Annotated in this window: 28 protein-coding genes; all 28 read right to left on the bottom strand. The window is 43.8% G+C overall.

Translation table 11 applies throughout. From position 1 onward, the window contains the following. Positions 1-74: 74 nt before the first annotated feature. Positions 75-1,379 carry a preprotein translocase subunit SecY gene (secY, locus tag ABRS97_RS26205; RefSeq protein WP_367818913.1) on the bottom strand — a complete coding sequence of 435 codons (1,305 nt, stop codon included), beginning with the start codon at positions 1,377-1,379 and terminating at the stop codon, positions 75-77. Next, positions 1,379-1,819: a 50S ribosomal protein L15 gene (rplO, locus tag ABRS97_RS26210; RefSeq protein ID WP_367818915.1), complete on the bottom strand. Its 441-nt coding sequence runs from the start codon at positions 1,817-1,819 to the stop codon at positions 1,379-1,381. The genes secY and rplO overlap by 1 nt, the downstream gene beginning before the upstream one ends. Positions 1,820-1,856: 37 nt before the next feature. Then, positions 1,857-2,045 (bottom strand): 50S ribosomal protein L30, encoded by a 189-nt coding sequence (gene rpmD / locus ABRS97_RS26215; RefSeq protein WP_163953700.1) that lies wholly within the window; start codon positions 2,043-2,045, stop codon positions 1,857-1,859. Positions 2,046-2,056: 11 nt separating this feature from the next. After that, positions 2,057-2,554, bottom strand: a complete 498-nt coding sequence (gene rpsE / locus ABRS97_RS26220; RefSeq protein ID WP_367818917.1) for a 30S ribosomal protein S5 — start codon at positions 2,552-2,554, stop codon at positions 2,057-2,059. 28 nt (positions 2,555-2,582) lie between these two features. Then, positions 2,583-2,951 (bottom strand): 50S ribosomal protein L18, encoded by a 369-nt coding sequence (gene rplR, locus ABRS97_RS26225; RefSeq protein ID WP_367818918.1) that lies wholly within the window; start codon positions 2,949-2,951, stop codon positions 2,583-2,585. Between the two features lie 101 nt (positions 2,952-3,052). Next, on the bottom strand, positions 3,053-3,595 hold the full coding sequence (gene rplF, locus ABRS97_RS26230; RefSeq protein ID WP_367818920.1) for a 50S ribosomal protein L6: 543 nt from the start codon (positions 3,593-3,595) through the stop codon (positions 3,053-3,055). A gap of 29 nt (positions 3,596-3,624) precedes the next feature. After that, positions 3,625-4,023: a 30S ribosomal protein S8 gene (gene rpsH, locus ABRS97_RS26235; RefSeq protein ID WP_367818922.1), complete on the bottom strand. Its 399-nt coding sequence runs from the start codon at positions 4,021-4,023 to the stop codon at positions 3,625-3,627. 32 nt (positions 4,024-4,055) lie between these two features. Continuing rightward, positions 4,056-4,241, bottom strand: a complete 186-nt coding sequence (locus ABRS97_RS26240) for a type Z 30S ribosomal protein S14 (RefSeq protein ID WP_367818924.1) — start codon at positions 4,239-4,241, stop codon at positions 4,056-4,058. A 39-nt stretch (positions 4,242-4,280) separates the two neighbouring features. Next, on the bottom strand, positions 4,281-4,823 hold the full coding sequence (gene rplE, locus ABRS97_RS26245) for a 50S ribosomal protein L5 (protein WP_367818926.1): 543 nt from the start codon (positions 4,821-4,823) through the stop codon (positions 4,281-4,283). A gap of 32 nt (positions 4,824-4,855) precedes the next feature. Further along, positions 4,856-5,209: a 50S ribosomal protein L24 gene (gene rplX / locus ABRS97_RS26250; RefSeq protein WP_240344311.1), complete on the bottom strand. Its 354-nt coding sequence runs from the start codon at positions 5,207-5,209 to the stop codon at positions 4,856-4,858. A 39-nt stretch (positions 5,210-5,248) separates the two neighbouring features. Continuing rightward, positions 5,249-5,617: a 50S ribosomal protein L14 gene (rplN, locus tag ABRS97_RS26255; protein ID WP_367818927.1), complete on the bottom strand. Its 369-nt coding sequence runs from the start codon at positions 5,615-5,617 to the stop codon at positions 5,249-5,251. A 36-nt stretch (positions 5,618-5,653) separates the two neighbouring features. After that, positions 5,654-5,917, bottom strand: a complete 264-nt coding sequence (rpsQ, locus tag ABRS97_RS26260) for a 30S ribosomal protein S17 (protein ID WP_367818929.1) — start codon at positions 5,915-5,917, stop codon at positions 5,654-5,656. Between the two features lie 27 nt (positions 5,918-5,944). Next, positions 5,945-6,142, bottom strand: a complete 198-nt coding sequence (rpmC, locus tag ABRS97_RS26265) for a 50S ribosomal protein L29 (RefSeq protein ID WP_028557487.1) — start codon at positions 6,140-6,142, stop codon at positions 5,945-5,947. Beyond that, on the bottom strand, positions 6,132-6,566 hold the full coding sequence (gene rplP, locus ABRS97_RS26270) for a 50S ribosomal protein L16 (RefSeq protein ID WP_367818930.1): 435 nt from the start codon (positions 6,564-6,566) through the stop codon (positions 6,132-6,134). Before rplP ends, rpmC begins: the two co-directional genes overlap by 11 nt. 3 nt (positions 6,567-6,569) lie before the next feature. Then, positions 6,570-7,232 carry a 30S ribosomal protein S3 gene (rpsC, locus tag ABRS97_RS26275; protein ID WP_367818931.1) on the bottom strand — a complete coding sequence of 221 codons (663 nt, stop codon included), beginning with the start codon at positions 7,230-7,232 and terminating at the stop codon, positions 6,570-6,572. Between the two features lie 13 nt (positions 7,233-7,245). Then, a complete protein-coding gene (gene rplV / locus ABRS97_RS26280; RefSeq protein WP_314799769.1) occupies positions 7,246-7,578 on the bottom strand; it encodes a 50S ribosomal protein L22 in 333 nt (110 codons plus the stop codon). Positions 7,579-7,608: 30 nt separating this feature from the next. After that, positions 7,609-7,887 carry a 30S ribosomal protein S19 gene (gene rpsS / locus ABRS97_RS26285; RefSeq protein ID WP_367818932.1) on the bottom strand — a complete coding sequence of 93 codons (279 nt, stop codon included), beginning with the start codon at positions 7,885-7,887 and terminating at the stop codon, positions 7,609-7,611. Positions 7,888-7,929: 42 nt separating this feature from the next. Continuing rightward, on the bottom strand, positions 7,930-8,760 hold the full coding sequence (gene rplB, locus ABRS97_RS26290) for a 50S ribosomal protein L2 (protein WP_367818933.1): 831 nt from the start codon (positions 8,758-8,760) through the stop codon (positions 7,930-7,932). Between the two features lie 29 nt (positions 8,761-8,789). Next, positions 8,790-9,080 (bottom strand): 50S ribosomal protein L23, encoded by a 291-nt coding sequence (gene rplW, locus ABRS97_RS26295; protein ID WP_367818934.1) that lies wholly within the window; start codon positions 9,078-9,080, stop codon positions 8,790-8,792. After that, positions 9,077-9,703, bottom strand: a complete 627-nt coding sequence (gene rplD, locus ABRS97_RS26300) for a 50S ribosomal protein L4 (protein WP_367818935.1) — start codon at positions 9,701-9,703, stop codon at positions 9,077-9,079. The genes rplW and rplD overlap by 4 nt, the downstream gene beginning before the upstream one ends. 16 nt (positions 9,704-9,719) lie before the next feature. Continuing rightward, positions 9,720-10,343 carry a 50S ribosomal protein L3 gene (gene rplC / locus ABRS97_RS26305; RefSeq protein ID WP_367818936.1) on the bottom strand — a complete coding sequence of 208 codons (624 nt, stop codon included), beginning with the start codon at positions 10,341-10,343 and terminating at the stop codon, positions 9,720-9,722. Between the two features lie 45 nt (positions 10,344-10,388). Then, complete coding sequence (gene rpsJ / locus ABRS97_RS26310; protein ID WP_028557496.1) at positions 10,389-10,697, bottom strand: 30S ribosomal protein S10; 309 nt, start codon at positions 10,695-10,697, stop codon at positions 10,389-10,391. A 240-nt stretch (positions 10,698-10,937) separates the two neighbouring features. Then, complete coding sequence (tuf, locus tag ABRS97_RS26315; RefSeq protein ID WP_367818938.1) at positions 10,938-12,128, bottom strand: elongation factor Tu; 1,191 nt, start codon at positions 12,126-12,128, stop codon at positions 10,938-10,940. A 39-nt stretch (positions 12,129-12,167) separates the two neighbouring features. Further along, a complete protein-coding gene (gene fusA / locus ABRS97_RS26320) occupies positions 12,168-14,243 on the bottom strand; it encodes an elongation factor G (protein WP_367818940.1) in 2,076 nt (691 codons plus the stop codon). 38 nt (positions 14,244-14,281) lie between these two features. Next, entirely contained in the window at positions 14,282-14,752 is a 471-nt protein-coding gene (gene rpsG / locus ABRS97_RS26325; protein ID WP_367818942.1) for a 30S ribosomal protein S7, read from the bottom strand. Positions 14,753-14,796: 44 nt separating this feature from the next. Then, positions 14,797-15,216, bottom strand: a complete 420-nt coding sequence (gene rpsL, locus ABRS97_RS26330; RefSeq protein ID WP_367818944.1) for a 30S ribosomal protein S12 — start codon at positions 15,214-15,216, stop codon at positions 14,797-14,799. A gap of 160 nt (positions 15,217-15,376) precedes the next feature. Next, positions 15,377-15,628 (bottom strand): ribosomal L7Ae/L30e/S12e/Gadd45 family protein, encoded by a 252-nt coding sequence (locus ABRS97_RS26335; protein WP_367818945.1) that lies wholly within the window; start codon positions 15,626-15,628, stop codon positions 15,377-15,379. Between the two features lie 176 nt (positions 15,629-15,804). After that, on the bottom strand, positions 15,805-19,425 hold the full coding sequence (rpoC, locus tag ABRS97_RS26340) for a DNA-directed RNA polymerase subunit beta' (RefSeq protein WP_367818947.1): 3,621 nt from the start codon (positions 19,423-19,425) through the stop codon (positions 15,805-15,807). Between the last annotated feature and the right edge of the window lie 41 nt (positions 19,426-19,466).

A 19,466-nucleotide genomic window follows, 5' to 3' on the forward strand; every position in this document is an offset into this window, starting at 1 on the left:
CCCATCGCACTCGGCAATACGAACAGCACAATAGGTGCCGATGTCGCAGCAATTGCCCCATCAGAACCTATTAGCTATTTATTGATAAAACCTTTGTAATGACGCTTGATCAATTGGCTCTCGATTTGTTTCATCGTCTCAAGACCAACGCCTACTACGATAAGTAAGGAAGTTCCACCAATTTTAACTGAGTTAGGCAAACCTGCAAGTCCTCCGAACAACATCGGAAGAATAGAAATTGCTGACAAGAACAAAGCCCCCGACAGAGTAATTCTAGTCATCACGCGAGTCAGATAAACAGACGTCGTTTTACCAGGTCTGATACCTGGAATGTAACCACCGTTTTTCTTCATCTGATCGGCCATTTGAACTGGATTAATTTGAACGAAGGTGTAGAAGTATGTGAAACCAATAATCAACAAGACATAAAGTACAATCGCCAGAGGTGCTGTATTATTCAAACTTAGGTTCGAAATAATCCATTCTGCAACCACATTTCCTCTCCAATAGCTAGCTATTGTAGGAGGGAACATCAACAGCGATAGTGCAAAGATTACAGGGATTACACCAGCAGCATTCACTTTAAGTGGAATGTGCGTGGTTTGACCACCATACATTTTACGACCAACTACGCGTTTGGCATATTGTACAGGTATCTTACGAACACCCTGCTGAACGAATATGACGCCGGCAATAATCAGTATAACGACCAAAGCAATAATGACGAGTTTCACAATGTTTAAGAACAAAGCTCCCTCAGTCGCAAAAAGCGTTTTGTAGATTTGTTGAATGCCTGTAGGAATCGCCGCGACGATACCAGCAAAGATGATAATGGAAATACCGTTTCCAATCCCATACTCCGTAATTTGCTCTCCAAGCCACATCAAGAAAGCTGTACCAGCTGTAAGTACGATAGCAATTAACGCAAAGGTCGTAAAGCCTGCATCAATAACGAGTCCGTTATAAAGACGGTTAAACCCGATTGAAAGACCAAAGGCTTGAATTAAACCTAAAACGATCGTACCGTAACGTGTAACTTGTGTCATTTTCTTTCTTCCGACATCTCCTTCTTTTGCCCATTGCGCAAAGCGCGGGATAACATCCATGGACAAAAGCTGAACGATGATAGAAGCAGTGATGTAAGGCATGATACCCATCGCGAAGATGGAGAATTGGAAAAGCGCCCCGCCAGAGAACGTGTTAAGCAAACCAAAGACATCGCTCTGATTCGCTTGGTCCTGAAGTTTCAGAACACCTGTGTTGATGTTAGGCACCGGAATAAAGGCACCTAATCTGTAGACGATAAGCAAAATAAGAGTGAATACAATTCTTCTGCGTAAATCCTCTACTTTAAAGATGTTGGATATGGTATTAAACATTAAATCACCTCGGTTTGACCGCCGACAGCTTGGATTTTCTCAATTGCGGATTGAGAGAACTTATTCGCTTTAACGGTTAATTTTACTGTGATTTCACCGTTTCCTAAAATCTTGATGCCATCTTTAGGTGCTCTTACAATACCTGTTTCCAGTAATACCTCTGGAGTAACTTCGGTACCAGCTGCGAAATTGTTCAAATCTTCAAGGTTCACGATAGCGAACTCTGTACGGAAGCGGTTATTGAAACCACGTTTAGGTAAACGACGGTACAATGGATTTTGTCCACCCTCAAAACCAGGACGAACGCCTCCACCGGAACGTGAATTTTGACCTTTATGTCCGCGAGTCGATGTTTTACCCATACCGCTACTTGTACCACGCCCAACACGTTTGCGAGTGTGACGAGATCCAGTTGCAGAACTTAGCTCATGTAACTTCATCGTTGCACACCTCCTCTAAAGTCTTAATATCTTACTTCTATGCTTCGATTTCTTTAACTTCTACCAAGTGACTAACTTGATTAACCATGCCTCTGATAGCAGCGTTGTCTTGATGAACAACTGTTTGGTGCAGCTTGCGCAGACCTAAAGTTTTCACAGTTACACGCTGAGTTTCAGGACGGCCAATCAGGCTGCGTTTTAGGGTAATTTGTAATTGTTTCGCCATGTTTACCCCTCCTAACCTAATAGCTCTTGAACTGTTTTTCCACGAAGCTTTGCAACTTCTTCCGCTTTTTTCAAACGGCTTAAGCCTTCAAGCGTTGCGTTAACCATGTTCATGGAGTTGGAAGAGCCAAGGGATTTGGTCAAAATGTCGCCGATTCCGGCAAGTTCAAGAACCGCACGAACCGGTCCACCCGCGATAACTCCAGTACCTTGGGAAGCTGGCTTGAGCAGAACGCGGCCTGCGCCAAAGCGGCCAGTGACAAGGTGAGGAATGGATGTGCCTACGATTGGAACATGAATCAAGTTCTTTTTCGCATCTTCAATGCCTTTGCGAATCGCGTCAGGAACTTCGGATGCTTTACCGATTCCTGCACCAACCCAGCCATTGCCATCGCCTACGACAACAAGTGCGCTGAAGCTGAAACGACGTCCGCCTTTTACTACTTTAGCTACGCGGTTAATGTTAACAACTTTTTCAGTAAGCTCTAAAGTATTCGGATCTACACGCAAGTCTTTTACCTCCTTATATATGTTTTTCCTAGAATTCTAAACCTGCTTCACGTGCTGCATCAGCTAATGCTTGAACACGTCCATGGTAAAGGTATCCGCCGCGGTCAAAAACCACTTTGTCTACACCTTTTTCTTTCGCACGTTTTGCGATCAGTTCACCGACTTTACGAGCAGCTTCTACGTTACCGCCGTTGTTAACTTCTGCTTTCAGATCTTTGTCTTGAGTAGAAGCGGACACAACAGTGACGCCAGTCGTATCATCGATTAATTGAGCGTACATGTGTTTGGAAGAACGGAAGATGTTCAAACGCGGACGCGCTGTTGTACCTTCAATTTTCTTGCGAACACGAAGATGTCTTTTCAAACGGGCTTTGTTTTTATCGCTTTTTGTAATCATTTATACTTACACTCCTTTCATCAACTTATGATGCGAGGCTTATGTTTACGAAGCTAGTTTTCATCAGAAAACATTTAGCTCTTACCCGCGATCTATCTAACTTACTTTTTCTTACCAGCTTTACCTTCTTTACGAAGGATGCGTTCGCCTTCATACTTGATACCTTTACCTTTATAAGGTTCTGGTTCACGTACTGCGCGAACTTTAGCAGCAGTAGCACCTACTAGCTCTTTATCAATACCTTTAACGATAATTTTAGTGTTTGAAGGAACTTCAAACTCAATACCACTCTCAGGATTGATTTCAACGGGATGGGAGTACCCAACGTTAAGAACCAGTTTGTCGCCTGTTTTGTTGGCACGGTAACCTACGCCAACTAGATCCAAAGATTTCGAGAAGCCTTCCGTTACACCGCTAACCATGTTGGCAACAACAGAACGTGTTGTACCATGCAGGGAACGGTGAAGTTTGTTGTCGGAAGGGCGCTCAACGGAAATCTCGTTCTCGACAACGTTGACTTTCATATCTTTATGAAGTACACGAGATAAAGTACCTTTAGGTCCTTTAACTGTGATAACGGTATTGTCCAGTGTTACATTGACACCACTTGGTATGGTGATCGGCTTACGACCAATACGAGACATGTTTGCACCTCCATTCAATTACAATTGTATTACCAAACGTAGCAGATAACCTCTCCGCCAGCTTTGGATTGACGAGCATCTTTATCCGTCATTACTCCGCTTGAAGTGGAGATGATGGCAATCCCTAATCCGCCCAGAACACGAGGGATTTCTTGTGATTTTGTATAAACGCGCAGACCTGGTTTGGAAATTCTTTTCAAACCGGAGATAACACGTTCATTGTTTGAACCGTATTTCAGGAACAAACGAATGATACCTTGTTTGCTATCTTCAACGTATTCAGCGTCACGGATAAATCCTTCTTTTTTGAGGATTTCAGCGATTTCCCTTTTCACTTTAGATGCAGGAATTTCAACTGTTTCATGACGTACGATGTTCGCATTACGAATGCGTGTTAGCATATCTGCAATTGGATCTGACATGACCATTTGTGTAAACCTCCTTCCCGAAAATAGGGTGATTACCAGCTTGCTTTTCTAACACCTGGAATCTGACCTTTATGTGCTAATTCGCGGAAACAAATTCTGCAAATTTTGAACTTGCGTAGTACCGAATGCGGACGACCACAGCGTTCGCAACGTGTATATGCTTGAACTTTAAACTTCGGAGCACGTTGTTGCTTGATTTTCATCGAAGTTTTTGCCACTTAATATTCCACCTCCTGAGGTAGGTACGGCTCGCCAACTTATTTAACGAAAGGCGCTCCGAGTTGTGTTAAAAGCTCGCGAGCTTCTTCGTCGGACTTAGCCGTTGTTACGATAACGATGTCCATACCACGAACTTTATCAATTTTATCATACTCGATTTCCGGGAAAATCAATTGCTCTTTCAATCCCAATGTGTAATTTCCACGACCGTCAAAGGCTTTATTGGAAATACCACGGAAGTCACGTACACGCGGAAGTGTTACGTTGAAGAGTTTATCCAAGAAATAGTACATACGCTCGCCGCGAAGTGTTACTTTCGCTCCGATAGGCATATTTTCACGAAGTTTGAAACCCGCGATTGATTTTTTGGATTTTGTAACAACCGGTTTTTGACCAGAGATTTTTTGAAGATCTTCAACAGCAGCATCTAGAACCTTAGAGTTCGAAACAGCTTCACCAACACCCATGTTGATAACGATTTTCTCGATTTTAGGTACTTGCATCACTGTTGTGTAGTTAAACTTTTGAATTAAAGCTGGTGTGATTTCATTCAAGAACCGATCTTTCATTCTTGTTGACATGTTTGAGTTGCCTCCTTTCCATGTTAATTGTATTAGTCGATGACTTCACCGGATTTTTTCGCTACGCGAACTTTTGTTCCGTTATCTAATACTTTGTAACCTACGCGAGTAGGCTTGCCACTCTTAGGATCAATCAGCATCACGTTAGAAACATGAATGGCTGCTTCTTGATTCAGGATACCGCCTTGTGGGTTTTGTTGGGACGGCTTCGCATGTTTTTTGACCATGTTCACACCTTCAACAAGTACACGGTTTTGACGAGGGTAAGCAGCGATTACGCGACCTTTTTTACCTTTGTCCTTACCCGTGATTACAAAAACTGTATCATCTTTTTTCACGTGCAGTTTATTGTTATGAGACTCGAGTCTCTTTTTGGTTCTTGGCATTGTCTTCTACACCTCCTGAAAACATACTTCAACGCTCTATTAGATAACTTCTGGAGCCAAGGATACGATTTTCATGAAATCTCTATCACGCAGCTCACGAGCTACTGGTCCAAAGATACGCGTACCGCGTGGACTTTTATCTTCTTTTACGATTACAGCAGCATTTTCATCAAAAGCGATGTAAGATCCATCTTTACGGCGAGCACCGCTCTTAGTACGAACGATAACTGCTTTAACAACGTCACCCTTTTTGACAACGCCACCTGGTGTTGCTTCTTTTACTGAACAGACGATTAAATCACCAATGTGACCTACGCGACGACCTGTACCACCCAAAACGCGGATACACATTAATTGTTTAGCGCCTGAATTGTCAGCGACGGTCAAACGTGTAAATGGTTGAATCATCGTATTCACTCCTTTCGGGGTTCATGTCTAGATTTGTTAGATAACTACTGCTACTTCTACGATTTCAACGAGTCTCCAACTTTTATCTTTGGACAACGGTCTAGTTTCTGCGATTTTAACAGTATCACCAATTTTGGCTTGATTGTTTTCATCATGAGCCTTGAATTTTTTCGTATATTTGATTCTCTTATGGTAGAGATCATGTTTTTTGTAAGTTTCTACAGCAACTACGATGGTTTTATCCATTTTGTCACTGACCACTTTACCAACCTGCACTTTACGCTCATTGCGTTCAGTCATCTAAGGAACCCTCCCTTCTAGATTTGGTTACCCAATCCCCAATTCTCTTTCACGCAAAATTGTCTTGGCACGAGCGATCTCTTTACGCAAATCGCGGATTTGAGTCGGGTTGTCCAATTGACCGGTAGCTAGTTGAAAACGGAGGTTAAAGAGTTCTTCTTTAAAACCATTTACTTTTTGCTCGATCTCAGCAGTGGTTAAGTTCCGGAATTCACTACCCTTCATTTACTTCACCGCCTACTTCGTCTCTTTTCACGAACTTCGTTTTGATTGGAAGCTTATGTGCAGCAAGACGCATCGCTTCGCGAGCAACTTCTTCACTTACACCAGCAAGTTCAAACAAAATTTTGCCCGGTTTTACTACGGAAACCCATTTCTCCACGTTACCTTTACCACTACCCATACGAACTTCAAGCGGTTTTTGAGTAACTGGTTTAGCTGGGAAAATTTTAATCCAAACTTTACCACCACGTTTGATATAACGTGTCATGGCAATACGAGCAGCTTCGATTTGACGGTTGGTTACCCAAGCCGGTTCCATCGCTTGCAGACCATATTCGCCAAAAGCTACTTCCGTTCCGCCTTTAGCGCGACCCTTCATGCTACCGCGGTGTTCTTTACGGTGTTTTACACGTTTAGGTACTAACATGATTTAATTTCCTCCTTCCGGCTGAGCCTTTTTCTTAGCTGGCGGAAGCACTTCTCCACGGTAAATCCATACTTTCACACCGATACGGCCATATGTGGTCGCTGCTTCAGCAGTACCATAGTCGATATCCGCACGAAGAGTATGAAGTGGAACTGTTCCTTCGCTATATCCTTCCGTACGAGCAATCTCAGCACCGCCAAGACGTCCGCTAGTCGCAACTTTAATTCCTTTTGCTCCAGATCTCATTGTTCTTTGCATTGCTTGTTTCATTGCACGACGGAATGAAACGCGGCGCTCTAATTGAAGAGCAACAGCTTCTGCTACAAGAATAGCATCCAGATCTGGGTTTTTGATTTCAGAGATGTTGATGTGTACTTTTTTATTGGACAATGCCGCGATGTAGTTGCGAATAACTTCAACTTCCGCTCCGCCTTTACCAATAACCATACCTGGTTTTGCAGTATGAATCGTTACGTTCACACGGTTAGCCGCGCGTTCGATATCGATGTGGGATACTGCGGAATCTTTTAATTTATTTTTCAAGTATTCACGGATTTTAACGTCTTCAAGCAGCAGAGTTCCGAAATCTTTCTCTGCGAACCATTTGGACTCCCAATCGCGAATAATACCGATTCTAAGGCCTACCGGGTTTACTTTCTGACCCACACGTTATCCCTCCTTATTTTTCAGATACCACGATTGTAATGTGGCTGGTACGTTTTCTAATTGCGCTTGCGCGACCCATTGCACGTTGTTGGAACCTTTTCATTGTTGGCCCTTGGTTAACAAACGTCTCAGAGACCACTAATTTATTTGGATCTAACGAATAGTTATGCTCTGCATTGGCAATTGCGGAATTCAGAAGTTTCTCCAGAATTGGAGAAGCTGCTTTTGGTGTGTGACGCAGAATCGCAATCGCTTCACCTACCGCTTTTCCCCGAATCAAGTCAACGACTAGCTTTGCTTTACGAGGAGCAATCCGAGCGTGGTTCAAAATTGCTTTAGCTTGCATGGTAGTACCTCCTCTCGGTTAAAAATGCAATTAACGTTTCCCGGTTTTCTTATCGTCGTCGTGTCCTTTGTAAGTACGAGTTGGTGCGAATTCACCAAGTTTGTGTCCTACCATATCTTCAGTAACAAACACAGGCACGTGTTTTCTTCCATCGTACACTCCGAAAGTGTGACCAACGAATTGCGGGAAAATTGTAGAACGACGGGACCAAGTTTTGATAACAACTTTCTTACTAGACGTGTTCAAGTCTTCTACTTTTTTCAGTAAGTATCCATCGATAAATGGACCTTTCTTTAAGCTGCGACCCATGGGTGTTCCTCCCTTCCTTGAACCTCAAGAATATATCCTAGATTACTTTGTACGACGGCGCACAATGTATTTATTGGATGCTTTGTTTTTCTTACGAGTTTTGTATCCGAGCGTAGGTTTACCCCATGGAGACATAGGTGATTTACGTCCGATTGGCGCGCGTCCTTCACCACCACCGTGTGGGTGATCATTCGGGTTCATAACAACCCCACGAACTTGAGGACGATTGCCTTTCCAACGATTACGTCCAGCTTTACCGATTTTCACGAGCTCGTGATCTTCGTTACCTACAGATCCGATTGTCGCGCGGCAAACCTTCAATACTTTACGAACTTCACCAGATGAAAGGCGAATCGTAACGTAAGTTTCTTCTTTACCAAGAAGTTGAGCTTCTGTTCCAGCAGCGCGAACCAATTGTGCACCTTTACCTGGTTTCAACTCAATGTTGTGGATAACTGTACCCACTGGAATGTTTTCCAACGGAAGCGCGTTACCTACTTTAATATCTGATTGTGGTCCGGATACGATTTTATCGTCTACTTTAAGACCTTTAGGAGCGATAATATATCTTTTCTCACCATCAGCATAGTGAATCAATGCGATGTTAGCGGAACGATTAGGATCGTACTCAACTGTAGCAACGCGTCCTGGTATTCCATCTTTGGTACGTTTGAAATCGATAATACGGTATTTACGTTTGTGTCCACCACCATGGTGACGAACCGTAATTTTACCTTGGTTATTCCGCCCAGCATTTTTGCTTAATGGTGCAAGCAATGATTTCTCTGGTGTGGATGTTGTGATTTCTTCAAAAGTAGAAACCGACATCGCACGTCTAGCCGGGGAGGTTGGTTTGTATTTTTTAATTGGCACTCTGATTTCCTCCTTACTTCAAGAATGTGTTATACCGTTTCAAAAAATTCCAATTCTTTGCTTTCTGCGCTTAGGGACACGATCGCTTTCTTCCATTCGGAAGTATAACCAGAGTGACGACCATAACGTTTAGGCTTAGCTGGCATTCTGAGTGTGTTTACATTTGTAACTTTCACTTTGAAAATAGCTTCGATAGCTTGTTTGATTTCTGTTTTGTTAGCGCGAATTTCCACTTCGAAAACGTACTTTTTGTTAGCCATCAGGTCGCTTGTACGCTCAGTGATGATCGGGCGCTTGATAATGTCGCGTGGATTTTTCATTGTGCAAGCACCTCCTCTACCTTTTGTACAGCTTCCTTCGTAATGATCAGTTTGTCATATAACATGACATCCAGAACATTGATTCCATCAGCAGCAACAAATTTCACACCTGGGATATTACGAGCGGAAAGAGCAACATTAGAATCGCTAGCAACGCCAACAACAAGTGCCTTTCTTTCTACTTTCAGGTTGTTCAAAATGGCCACGAATTCTTTTGTCTTAGGAGCATTCAGTTGAAGTTGATCCAATACGATCAATTCATTTGCAATAACTTTTGAAGACAAAGCGGATTTAATCGCCAAACGACGAACTTTTCTAGGCAGTTTGTAACCATAGCTACGAGGAGTCGGTCCAAATACAGTACCGCCGCCTTTCCATTGCGGAGCACGAATACTACCTTGACGCGCACGTCCTGTACCTTTTTGCTTCCAAGGTTTACGTCCGCCGCCGCGTACTTCAGAACGACCTTTTGTTTTGTGAGTACCTTGACGAACAGCAGCTTGCTGCAGAAGAACAGCTTCATGAATTGCATGTACGTGAGGGTCGATTCCGAAAACAACATCAGATAGTTCAATATCGCCTACCTGAGCACCTGTTACGTTATATAAAGCTACTTTTGGCATCAGTCTTCCTCCTTTCTTACTTTTTAACAGCTGATTTCACGCTAACATAGCTGTTTGTAGGACCAGGAATGGAACCTTTAACAAGCAATACATTGCGTTCAGCATCTACTTTAATGATTTGCAGGTTTTGCAAAGTCACAGTTTCATTACCCATTTGTCCTGGCAGGTTTTTGCCTTTAGGTACACGGTTCGCTTGAATGGAACCCATGGAACCTGGTCCGCGGTGATAACGGGAACCGTGAGCCATTGGCCCTCTGGACTGGTTATGTCTTTTGATATTACCTTGGAAACCTTTACCCTTGGAAGTGCCTGTTACATCAACGAATTCGCCTTCTACAAACAGATCTGCCTTCAATTCCTGGCCAACTTCATAATCAGCCAACTGAACGCCGCGAATTTCTTTAACGTAGCGCTTAGGTGTTGCCCCTGCTTTTTTCGCATGGCCAAGCTCTGGCTTAATGATTCTGCTAGCTTTTACATCATCAAAACCGATTTGGATCGACTCATAACCATCGTTATCCACATCTTTCTTTTGGAGAACCACACATGGTCCCGCTTGAATGACAGTTACCGGTACTACATTACCCTCCGGAGTAAACAACTGTGTCATCCCAAGTTTTTTTCCTAAGATACCTTTCATCGTTGACACCTCATTTCCTTCCTAAACGTTTATTCTATAGTTGTTTTACAGTTTGATCTCAATGTCGACACCAGACGGTAAGTCTAGTCGCATCAAAGCATCAACTGTTTGTGGTGTTGGATTCACAATATCGATAAGACGCTTATGCGTACGCATTTCGAATTGCTCACGCGAATCCTTGTACTTGTGCACCGCACGAAGAATCGTGATGATTTGCTTCTCTGTCGGAAGCGGAATCGGACCGGATACACCTGCACCGGAACGCTTGGCAGTTTCCACGATTTTCTCAGCTGATTGATCAATGATTCTGTGATCATAAGCTTTCAAACGGATACGAATTTTTTGCTTTGCCATATAAGTCCCTCCTTCTATCGCCCAATTTATTATCGGACATACTCCGCGAAAATTCTCCGACAACCTTCACCATGGCAAAGGGTCCGGGTGTGTCGGCAACCTCTCACATCATCGCAACGTCACAGACCAACGTTTAATATTATATAAAATTTCAAAACGAATTGCAAGCGAAATATTAGTCATCTGTCTATAAAAAACACTCACCGCCTAAACGGTGAGTGTTTCTTCTATTATAGAGAATTACTTTTGAATTGTAGCAACCGCGCCCGCACCAACAGTACGTCCGCCTTCACGAATCGCGAAGCGTGTACCTTCTTCGATTGCGATTGGGTTGATCAGTTCAACTGTAACCGTGATGTTATCACCTGGCATAACCATTTCAGTACCTTCTGGAAGGGAAATGATTCCTGTTACGTCAGTTGTACGGAAGTAAAACTGTGGACGGTAACCTGTGAAGAAAGGCTTGTGACGGCCACCCTCTTCTTTAGTCAATACGTAGATTTGAGCTGTAAAGTTCGTGTGTGGTTTAACTGAACCTGGTTTCGCAAGAACTTGTCCACGCTCGATATCTTTACGGTCTACACCACGAAGCAGGGCTCCGATGTTGTCACCAGCTTGAGCGGAATCGAGCAATTTGCGGAACATCTCTACACCAGTTACGATGCATTTACGAGTTTCTTCAGCAATACCAACGATTTCAACTTCTTCTTGTACTTTAACAGTTCCACGCTCTACACGGCCTGTAGCAACAGTTCCGCGGCCAGTGATTGAGAATACATCCTCAACAGGCATAAGGAATGGTTTGTCTGTTTGACGCTCTGGAGTTGGGATATAAGTATCAACTTGCTCGAAGAGCTCAATGATTTTATCAGCCCATGCACCCTCTGGGTTTTGAAGAGCTTCACGAGCTGCGCCGCGGATGATTGGAGTATCATCACCTGGGAACTCATACTCGTTAAGAAGGTCGCGAACTTCCATCTCAACTAGTTCAAGCAACTCATCATCTTCAACCATGTCACATTTGTTCAAGAATACAACGATGTAAGGTACGCCTACTTGACGAGAAAGAAGGATGTGCTCGCGAGTTTGTGGCATAGGGCCATCAGCTGCGGATACAACCAGAATCGCTCCGTCCATTTGAGCAGCACCAGTGATCATGTTTTTAACATAATCAGCATGTCCTGGGCAGTCAACGTGTGCGTAGTGACGGTTAGGTGTTTCGTACTCAACGTGAGCTGTGGAGATTGTGATACCGCGCTCGCGCTCTTCTGGCGCTTTATCGATTTGGTCGAATGCTACAGCAGCACCACCGTATCTTTTGGACAATACAGTTGTAATAGCAGCTGTCAAAGTTGTTTTACCATGGTCAACGTGACCGATAGTACCGATGTTAACATGCGGTTTATTACGTTCAAATTTAGCCTTTGCCATTTTAAACGATTCCTCCTTAGAGTGACTAATAGTTTTATATTAAGCGCCTTTACCCTTAGCAATAATTTCTTCTGCAATGGATTTAGGTACTTCTTCATAATGTGAAAGCTCCATGGAATAAACACCACGGCCTTGTGTTCTTGAACGAAGTGTTGTGGAATATCCAAACATTTCGGACAAAGGCACCTTAGCACGGATGATTTGTGCTCCATGACGGTTATCCATACCTTCAATACGTCCACGACGGGAGTTAAGGTCACCCATAACATCGCCCATGTACTCTTCTGGTACAGTAACTTCAACCTTCATGATTGGCTCAAGAAGAACCGGTTTACATTTTTCTTTAGCTGCTTTAAGTGCCATGGAACCCGCGATTTTGAACGCCATTTCATTGGAGTCAACATCATGGTAAGATCCATCGACAACTGTAGCTTTGATATCCACGAGCGGGAATCCTGCGATTACACCATTCTTCATGGATTCTTCGATACCAGCTTGAATAGGTGCGATGTATTCTCTAGGAATAGCACCACCGACAACTTTGCTTTCGAACAAGAATCCTGCACCAGCTTCTTGTGGTGCAAATTCAACCCAACAATGTCCGTATTGACCACGGCCGCCAGATTGGCGTACGAATTTACCTTCCACTTTTGCAGAAGCACGGAATGTCTCGCGATAAGCAACTTGCGGCTTACCTACATTGGTTTCTACTTTGAACTCACGAAGCATACGGTCAACGAGGATCTCAAGGTGAAGCTCACCCATACCCGCGATGATCGTTTGACCCGTTTCTTCATCCGTAGAAGCACGGAACGTAGGATCTTCTTCAGCTAGCTTTTGCAATGCGATGCCCATTTTATCTTGGTCGGCTTTCGTCTTCGGCTCAACAGCAAGCTGGATAACCGGTTCAGGGAATACCATTTTCTCAAGAATAACTGGATTTTTCTCATCACAAAGTGTATCACCAGTCGTTGTATCTTTCAATCCAACGGCCGCGGCGATGTCACCAGCGTATACAATGCTGATCTCTTGACGGCTGTTCGCATGCATTTGCAGGATACGACCAACGCGCTCACGTTTCCCTTTAGTCGCGTTAACGACATAGGAACCGGAGTTCAAGGTACCAGAGTAAACACGGAAGAACGTAAGACGACCAACGAAAGGATCTGTCATGATTTTAAAAGCAAGCGCTGAGAAAGGTTGATCATCAGCAGACTTACGAACCACTTCAGTACCATCGTCAAGAACACCTTTAATGTCAGGTACATCAAGAGGGGATGGCAGGTAGTTAATAACTGCATCCAACATCAATTGAACACCTTTATTTCTGTATGAGGACCCTACGATAACTGGGAAGATTTTCACTTCACAGACACCTTTACGTAGAGCTGCTTTGATTTCGTCAACAGTAATTTCTTCACCTTCAAGATATTTCATTGTGAGCTCTTCATCAAGCTCAGCAACTTTCTCGATCAGTTCCAATCTTAATTCTGCGACTTGATCCTTGAACTCTGCAGGAATCTCAACTTTTTCGATATCCTTACCAAGATCATCTTTGTACATATAAGCTACTTCTTCAACCAAATCGATGATGCCTTTAAATTCATTCTCAGCACCGATCGGGAGTTGAATAGCAACTGAATTTGCACCAAGCTTTTGACGCATGGAATCTACTACGCCCAAGAAATCAGCGCCGATAATATCCATTTTGTTAACGTATGCGATCCGAGGTACATTGTACTTATCAGCTTGTCTCCAAACTGTTTCGGATTGAGGCTCAACGCCCTCTTTCGCACTAAATACGCCAACTGCTCCATCCAACACGCGAAGGGAACGCTCTACCTCTACGGTAAAGTCAACGTGCCCCGGGGTATCGATGATATTGATGCGGTGACCTTCCCATTGCGCAGTCGTAGCGGCGGAAGTAATCGTAATTCCGCGCTCTTGCTCTTGCTCCATCCAGTCCATCGTAGCTGCACCTTCGTGCACTTCTCCGATTTTGTGAACTTTACCTGTGTAGTACAGGATGCGCTCAGTAGTCGTAGTCTTACCAGCATCAATATGCGCCATAATCCCGATATTGCGTGTGTTTTTTAAGGAGAACTCTCTAGCCATAGGTCGTTATTTCTCCTTTCTCTATTTGAATCAATATCCTAGAAACGGTAGTGTGCAAACGCTTTGTTTGCTTCAGCCATTTTATGAGTATCTTCACGTTTCTTAACAGAAGAACCCGTGCTATTGCTAGCATCGATAATTTCATAAGCCAATCTTTCTTCCATCGTCTTCTCACCGCGAAGACGGGAGTAGTTGACCAACCAACGCAAACCTAATGTCGAACGACGATCAGGTCTTACTTCGATAGGCACTTGATAGTTAGCTCCACCTACGCGGCGAGCTTTAACTTCTAGTACTGGCATAATGTTTTTGATTGCAGCTTCGAACACTTCCATCGGCTCTTTACCTGTACGTTCTTGAATGAGGTTAAAAGCGTTGTATAGGATGGTCTGTGCAACCCCTCTTTTTCCATCAATCATGATGCGATTGATAAGACGAGTAACAAGTTTGCTATTGTAAATCGGATCTGGCAATACGTCTCTGCGAGTAACTGGACCTTTACGAGGCATAGTTATCCCCCTTTCTTTAAAGAATGATGCCTATTGGCAATTTCTTATTTTTTAACTTTCGGACGTTTCGTACCGTATTTGGAACGGGATTGCTTACGGTTGTTAACACCGGAAGTATCCAGCGCGCCACGCACGATGTGATAACGTACCCCTGGAAGATCTTTAATTCTACCTCCACGAATCAATACAACACTGTGTTCTTGCAGGTTGTGACCGATACCTGGAATGTAAGCTGTCACCTCTACGCGATTCGTTAAACGAACACGTGCATATTTACGAAGTGCGGAGTTTGGCTTCTTAGGAGTCATAGTACCTACACGGGTGCAGACACCACGTTTTTGAGGAGCACTCAATTCCGTTGACTCTCTTTTCAAAGCATTAAATCCTTTTTGTAAAGCTGGTGATTTAGACTTCTCCACCTTCGCTTGACGACCTTTACGTACTAGTTGGTTAATTGTTGGCATATCGCCACCTCCTTCCTACATTCATAACGCTTAAATCTTCTTGCAAGCCCACAGATCCAGGCGAGTCGTAAATGAGCAAATGAAAAGTCTTTGCCACAGACGTATGCCAAGTTTGTAATAACTCACGCAACTTTGTCCACTAACAAAAACAGTTTTGAGTTTATTCATTTACAACAGCTGCTACCGCAGCTCCAACTTCAATTCCACATGCTTTACCTAGCATCTTCATAGAATCAACGTAGGTTACAGGTATATCCATCTTATTACAGAGGCTAACCAGTTTTATCGTCAATCGCGGATCTGCATCTTTGGCAACAATAACTTCAGCTGCCTTACCTTGCTCTACCATCTTTGTAACTTTCTTCGTGCCTATACTAATGTCCTTCGCCTGTTTGACTTTATCATAAGACATAAAGCTCTTCCTCCAAAGCACAGGTAAGATAGTTTCTTAGGCACACTACGATATATTAGCATTTTGAATTTGCAGTGTCAAGAAATTACTTTCACTTCATCAAAAATTCATAAAACAAGTGAACGGGAAAGCACTCATTATTCGAATGAGGCTTTCCCGTACGACTTATTTATTCATTATTCGACAGCAACCGTCTCTTTTTCTACATCTTCATCTGCTACCAATTCTGCATTCGGATCTGTAATACGGATGTTACGGTAACGAGGCATACCTGTACCAGCAGGAATCAGTTTACCGATAATTACATTTTCCTTCAGGCCGAGCAATTGGTCGACTTTACCTTTAATCGCTGCGTCTGTCAAGACACGAGTCGTCTCTTGGAAGGAAGCGGCAGATAGGAAGGAATCTGTCTCTAGGGAAGCTTTCGTGATACCTAACAAGATCGGTCTTGCGACCGCAGGCTCATTACCTGCAAACAGAGCTACTTTGTTTGCTTCTTCATATTCATGAATATCAACAAAGGAACCTGGCAGCAATGTTGTATCCCCAGCATCAACGATACGAATTTTGCGAAGCATTTGACGAACCATAACTTCGATATGTTTATCGTTAATTTCTACCCCTTGGTTACGATATACGCGTTGTACCTCTTGCAGAATATAGTTCTGCACGCCGCGAATGCCTTTAATACGCAGCATTTCTTTTGGATCGATAGATCCATCCGTCAACTCGTCACCAGCTTCTATGTGCTGATTCACAGTTGCACGAACACGAGAGCCGTAAGGAACAGCGTAGACTTTGGATTCCGCTTCACCTTGAACTTCAATTTCACGGCGATCCTTAGCTTCGCGAATTTCTTTAACTACGCCATCGATTTCGGAAATGATGGCCTGCCCTTTCGGATTACGAGCCTCAAAAAGCTCCTGAATACGCGGCAAACCTTGAGTAATATCATCTCCAGCAACACCACCGGTATGGAACGTACGCATCGTCAGCTGTGTGCCTGGTTCACCAATCGATTGTGCAGCAATAATCCCTACAGCTTCCCCAATTTCAACGAACTGCCCTGTAGCCAAGTTACGCCCATAACATTTTTTACAAACGCCATGATGGGAACGGCAGCTCAAGACGGAACGAATTTGCAGTCTCTCAATACCAGCTTCTATGATAGCATCAGCGATGCCGGATTCAATCAGTTCATTTCGTTGAACAAGGATTTCACCTGTCTTAGGGTTACGCAATGTTTCAAATGCGTAGCGCCCTTCAATACGGTCGTAGAGATCTTCAATAACCTCTTTACCATCTTGAATTTTGCTAACCATAAAGCCTTTATCTGTACCGCAATCTTCATCACGGACAATGACATCTTGTGCAACGTCAACGAGACGTCGAGTCAAATAACCGGAGTCAGCAGTTCGAAGTGCTGTATCGGCAAGACCTTTACGCGCACCATGCGTCGAAATAAAGTATTCCAAAATCGTCAAACCTTCACGGAAATTGGATTTGATCGGCAACTCCATAATTTTACCGGATGGGTTAGCCATCAGCCCCCGCATACCGCCAAGCTGTGTAATCTGAGATTTGTTACCCCGTGCTTTGGACTCAACCATCATGCTAATGGAGTTGTATTTATCAAGGGACTTCATCAAAATTTCCGTGATTTCATCCTTCGCTTTACTCCAAATCGCAATAACACGGTCATAACGTTCTTCATCCGTGATCAAGCCGCGGCGATATTGGTTCGTAACAACGCGTACTTTCTCTTCGCACTCTTTGAGAATGCCTTCTTTCTCAGTTGGAACTACAACGTCAGAAACCGCAACAGTAATACCCGCTTTTGTCGAGTACGTGAAGCCAAGTTCTTTGATTTTATCAAGAATAATCGATGTTTGCGTTGTGTGGTATTTACGGAAACACTCTGCAATAATCGAGCCTAAGTATTCTTTACCAACTGCTTTATTCTCATCACGTTCCAGCATAATGGCTCTTAAATCTGCGCCCTTTTCAAAGACGAAGTGAGAATCCGGTATTCCGTTCAACAAGTTCGTCTTCGTCGGTTCGTTAATGAACGGAAAGTCGCTAGGGTAAATCTCATTGAAAATGATTTTACCAATTGTTGTAATCAGGAACGCGTTTTGTTGCTTTTCAGTAAAGCTTGTTTTATTCAATGCACTTGCAGGTATCGCAACCCGAGCATGCAGTGCTGATTTACCAGATTGGTAAGAAGAAACTGCTTCGTGTACGGTTCTAATAATAGCTCCGGCACCTTTAGCAAATTTATTATCCGTTGTTAAATAGAAACTTCCCAGAACCATATCCTGTGAAGGCGTAACAACCGGCTTACCGTCTTTCGGGTTCAAAATGTTACCCGCGGCTAGCATCAACAAACGCGCTTCTGCTTGCGCTTCAGAGGACAATGGCACGTGCACGGCCATTTGGTCACCGTCGAAGTCAGCGTTGTAGGCTGTACATACGAGCGGGTGAAGTTTAATGGCACGACCCTCAACAAGAATCGGTTCGAACGCCTGAATCCCGAGTCTATGCAGCGTAGGGGCACGGTTCAGAAGAACCGGATGCTCCTTAATGACTTCTTCGAGAACATCCCAAACATCTGGGCTAACGCGCTCAACTTTACGCTTCGCACTCTTGATGTTATGAGCCAAACCTTTATTCACAAGCTCCTTCATTACGAAAGGCTTGAACAATTCAAGTGCCATTTCCTTCGGAAGACCACATTGGTACATCTTCAGGTTAGGACCTACGACGATAACTGAACGACCGGAATAGTCAACACGTTTACCGAGCAAGTTTTGACGGAAACGACCTTGTTTACCTTTCAGCATATGGCTGAGAGATTTCAAAGGACGGTTACCTGGTCCTGTTACAGGACGCCCACGGCGACCATTGTCAATCAGCGCATCAACCGCTTCTTGAAGCATCCGTTTTTCATTTTGCACGATAATATCTGGTGCGCCCAGATCGAGCAATCTTTTCAAACGGTTGTTACGATTGATTACACGGCGGTACAAGTCATTCAAATCGGAGGTCGCGAAGCGGCCGCCGTCCAATTGTACCATCGGACGAAGCTCAGGCGGTATGACAGGAAGCACGTCCAGTACCATCCAGCCTGGCAAGTTCTTGGAATTGCGGAATGCTTCCATAACTTCCAAACGCTTGATCGCACGGTTACGACGTTGTCCTTGAGCTGTTTTAAGCTCTTCTTTCAACGTATCCACTTCGCGCTCGATGTCGATGTCGATTAGCAGCTTTTTGACTGCTTCAGCACCCATACCTGCTTGAAATGCGTAGCCGTATTTTTCACGATAGCTACGATATTCCTTTTCGGACAAGAGCTGTTTCTTCTCCAAAGGTGTATCCCCTGGATCTGTTACCACATAGGAAGCGAAATAGATGATTTCCTCCAAAGATCTTGGAGACATATCCAGCGCAAGGCCCATGCGGCTTGGGATACCTTTAAAGTACCAAATGTGAGATACAGGAGCAGCGAGCTCAATGTGACCCATACGTTCACGACGAACTTTTTGGCGAGTTACTTCAACACCACAGCGATCACAAACAACGCCTTTGTAACGAACGCGTTTGTATTTACCGCAATGACATTCCCAATCTTTCGTTGGCCCGAAGATCTTTTCACAGAAAAGACCTTCTTTCTCAGGCTTTAAGGTTCTGTAGTTAATCGTTTCCGGCTTCTTTACTTCCCCACGGGACCAAGAGCGAATTTTATCGGGTGATGCCAAGCCGATTTTCATAAACTCGAAGTTGTTAACGTCCATCAAGGAGCAACCCTCCTTTAAGAATTTAAACCTACTGTGCTGCG

The sequence above is a fragment of the Paenibacillus tabacirhizosphaerae genome (assembly GCF_040812395.1).
Classification (GTDB): Bacteria; Bacillota; Bacilli; order Paenibacillales; family NBRC-103111; genus Paenibacillus_E.

Excerpts from the sequence above, each read along its gene's own strand:
- secY (WP_367818913.1), bottom strand. The coding sequence starts at position 1,379 with ATGTTTAATACCATATCCAACATCTTTAAAGTAGAGGATTTACGCAGA.
- rplO (WP_367818915.1), bottom strand. The coding sequence starts at position 1,819 with ATGAAGTTACATGAGCTAAGTTCTGCAACTGGATCTCGTCACACTCGC.
- rpmD (WP_163953700.1), bottom strand. The coding sequence starts at position 2,045 with ATGGCGAAACAATTACAAATTACCCTAAAACGCAGCCTGATTGGCCGT.
- rplR (WP_367818918.1), bottom strand. The coding sequence starts at position 2,951 with ATGATTACAAAAAGCGATAAAAACAAAGCCCGTTTGAAAAGACATCTT.
- rplF (WP_367818920.1), bottom strand. The coding sequence starts at position 3,595 with ATGTCTCGTATTGGTCGTAAGCCGATCACCATACCAAGTGGTGTCAAT.
- rpsH (WP_367818922.1), bottom strand. The coding sequence starts at position 4,023 with ATGGTCATGTCAGATCCAATTGCAGATATGCTAACACGCATTCGTAAT.
- rplE (WP_367818926.1), bottom strand. The coding sequence starts at position 4,823 with ATGTCAACAAGAATGAAAGATCGGTTCTTGAATGAAATCACACCAGCT.
- rplX (WP_240344311.1), bottom strand. The coding sequence starts at position 5,209 with ATGCCAAGAACCAAAAAGAGACTCGAGTCTCATAACAATAAACTGCAC.
- rplN (WP_367818927.1), bottom strand. The coding sequence starts at position 5,617 with ATGATTCAACCATTTACACGTTTGACCGTCGCTGACAATTCAGGCGCT.
- rpsQ (WP_367818929.1), bottom strand. The coding sequence starts at position 5,917 with ATGACTGAACGCAATGAGCGTAAAGTGCAGGTTGGTAAAGTGGTCAGT.
- rpmC (WP_028557487.1), bottom strand. The coding sequence starts at position 6,142 with ATGAAGGGTAGTGAATTCCGGAACTTAACCACTGCTGAGATCGAGCAA.
- rplP (WP_367818930.1), bottom strand. The coding sequence starts at position 6,566 with ATGTTAGTACCTAAACGTGTAAAACACCGTAAAGAACACCGCGGTAGC.
- rplV (WP_314799769.1), bottom strand. The coding sequence starts at position 7,578 with ATGCAAGCTAAAGCAATTTTGAACCACGCTCGGATTGCTCCTCGTAAA.
- rpsS (WP_367818932.1), bottom strand. The coding sequence starts at position 7,887 with ATGGGTCGCAGCTTAAAGAAAGGTCCATTTATCGATGGATACTTACTG.
- rplW (WP_367818934.1), bottom strand. The coding sequence starts at position 9,080 with ATGAAAAATCCACGCGACATTATCAAGCGCCCGATCATCACTGAGCGT.
- rplD (WP_367818935.1), bottom strand. The coding sequence starts at position 9,703 with ATGCCAAAAGTAGCTTTATATAACGTAACAGGTGCTCAGGTAGGCGAT.
- rplC (WP_367818936.1), bottom strand. The coding sequence starts at position 10,343 with ATGAAAGGTATCTTAGGAAAAAAACTTGGGATGACACAGTTGTTTACT.
- rpsJ (WP_028557496.1), bottom strand. The coding sequence starts at position 10,697 with ATGGCAAAGCAAAAAATTCGTATCCGTTTGAAAGCTTATGATCACAGA.
- tuf (WP_367818938.1), bottom strand. The coding sequence starts at position 12,128 with ATGGCAAAGGCTAAATTTGAACGTAATAAACCGCATGTTAACATCGGT.
- fusA (WP_367818940.1), bottom strand. The coding sequence starts at position 14,243 with ATGGCTAGAGAGTTCTCCTTAAAAAACACACGCAATATCGGGATTATG.
- rpsG (WP_367818942.1), bottom strand. The coding sequence starts at position 14,752 with ATGCCTCGTAAAGGTCCAGTTACTCGCAGAGACGTATTGCCAGATCCG.
- rpsL (WP_367818944.1), bottom strand. The coding sequence starts at position 15,216 with ATGCCAACAATTAACCAACTAGTACGTAAAGGTCGTCAAGCGAAGGTG.
- ABRS97_RS26335 (WP_367818945.1), bottom strand. The coding sequence starts at position 15,628 with ATGTCTTATGATAAAGTCAAACAGGCGAAGGACATTAGTATAGGCACG.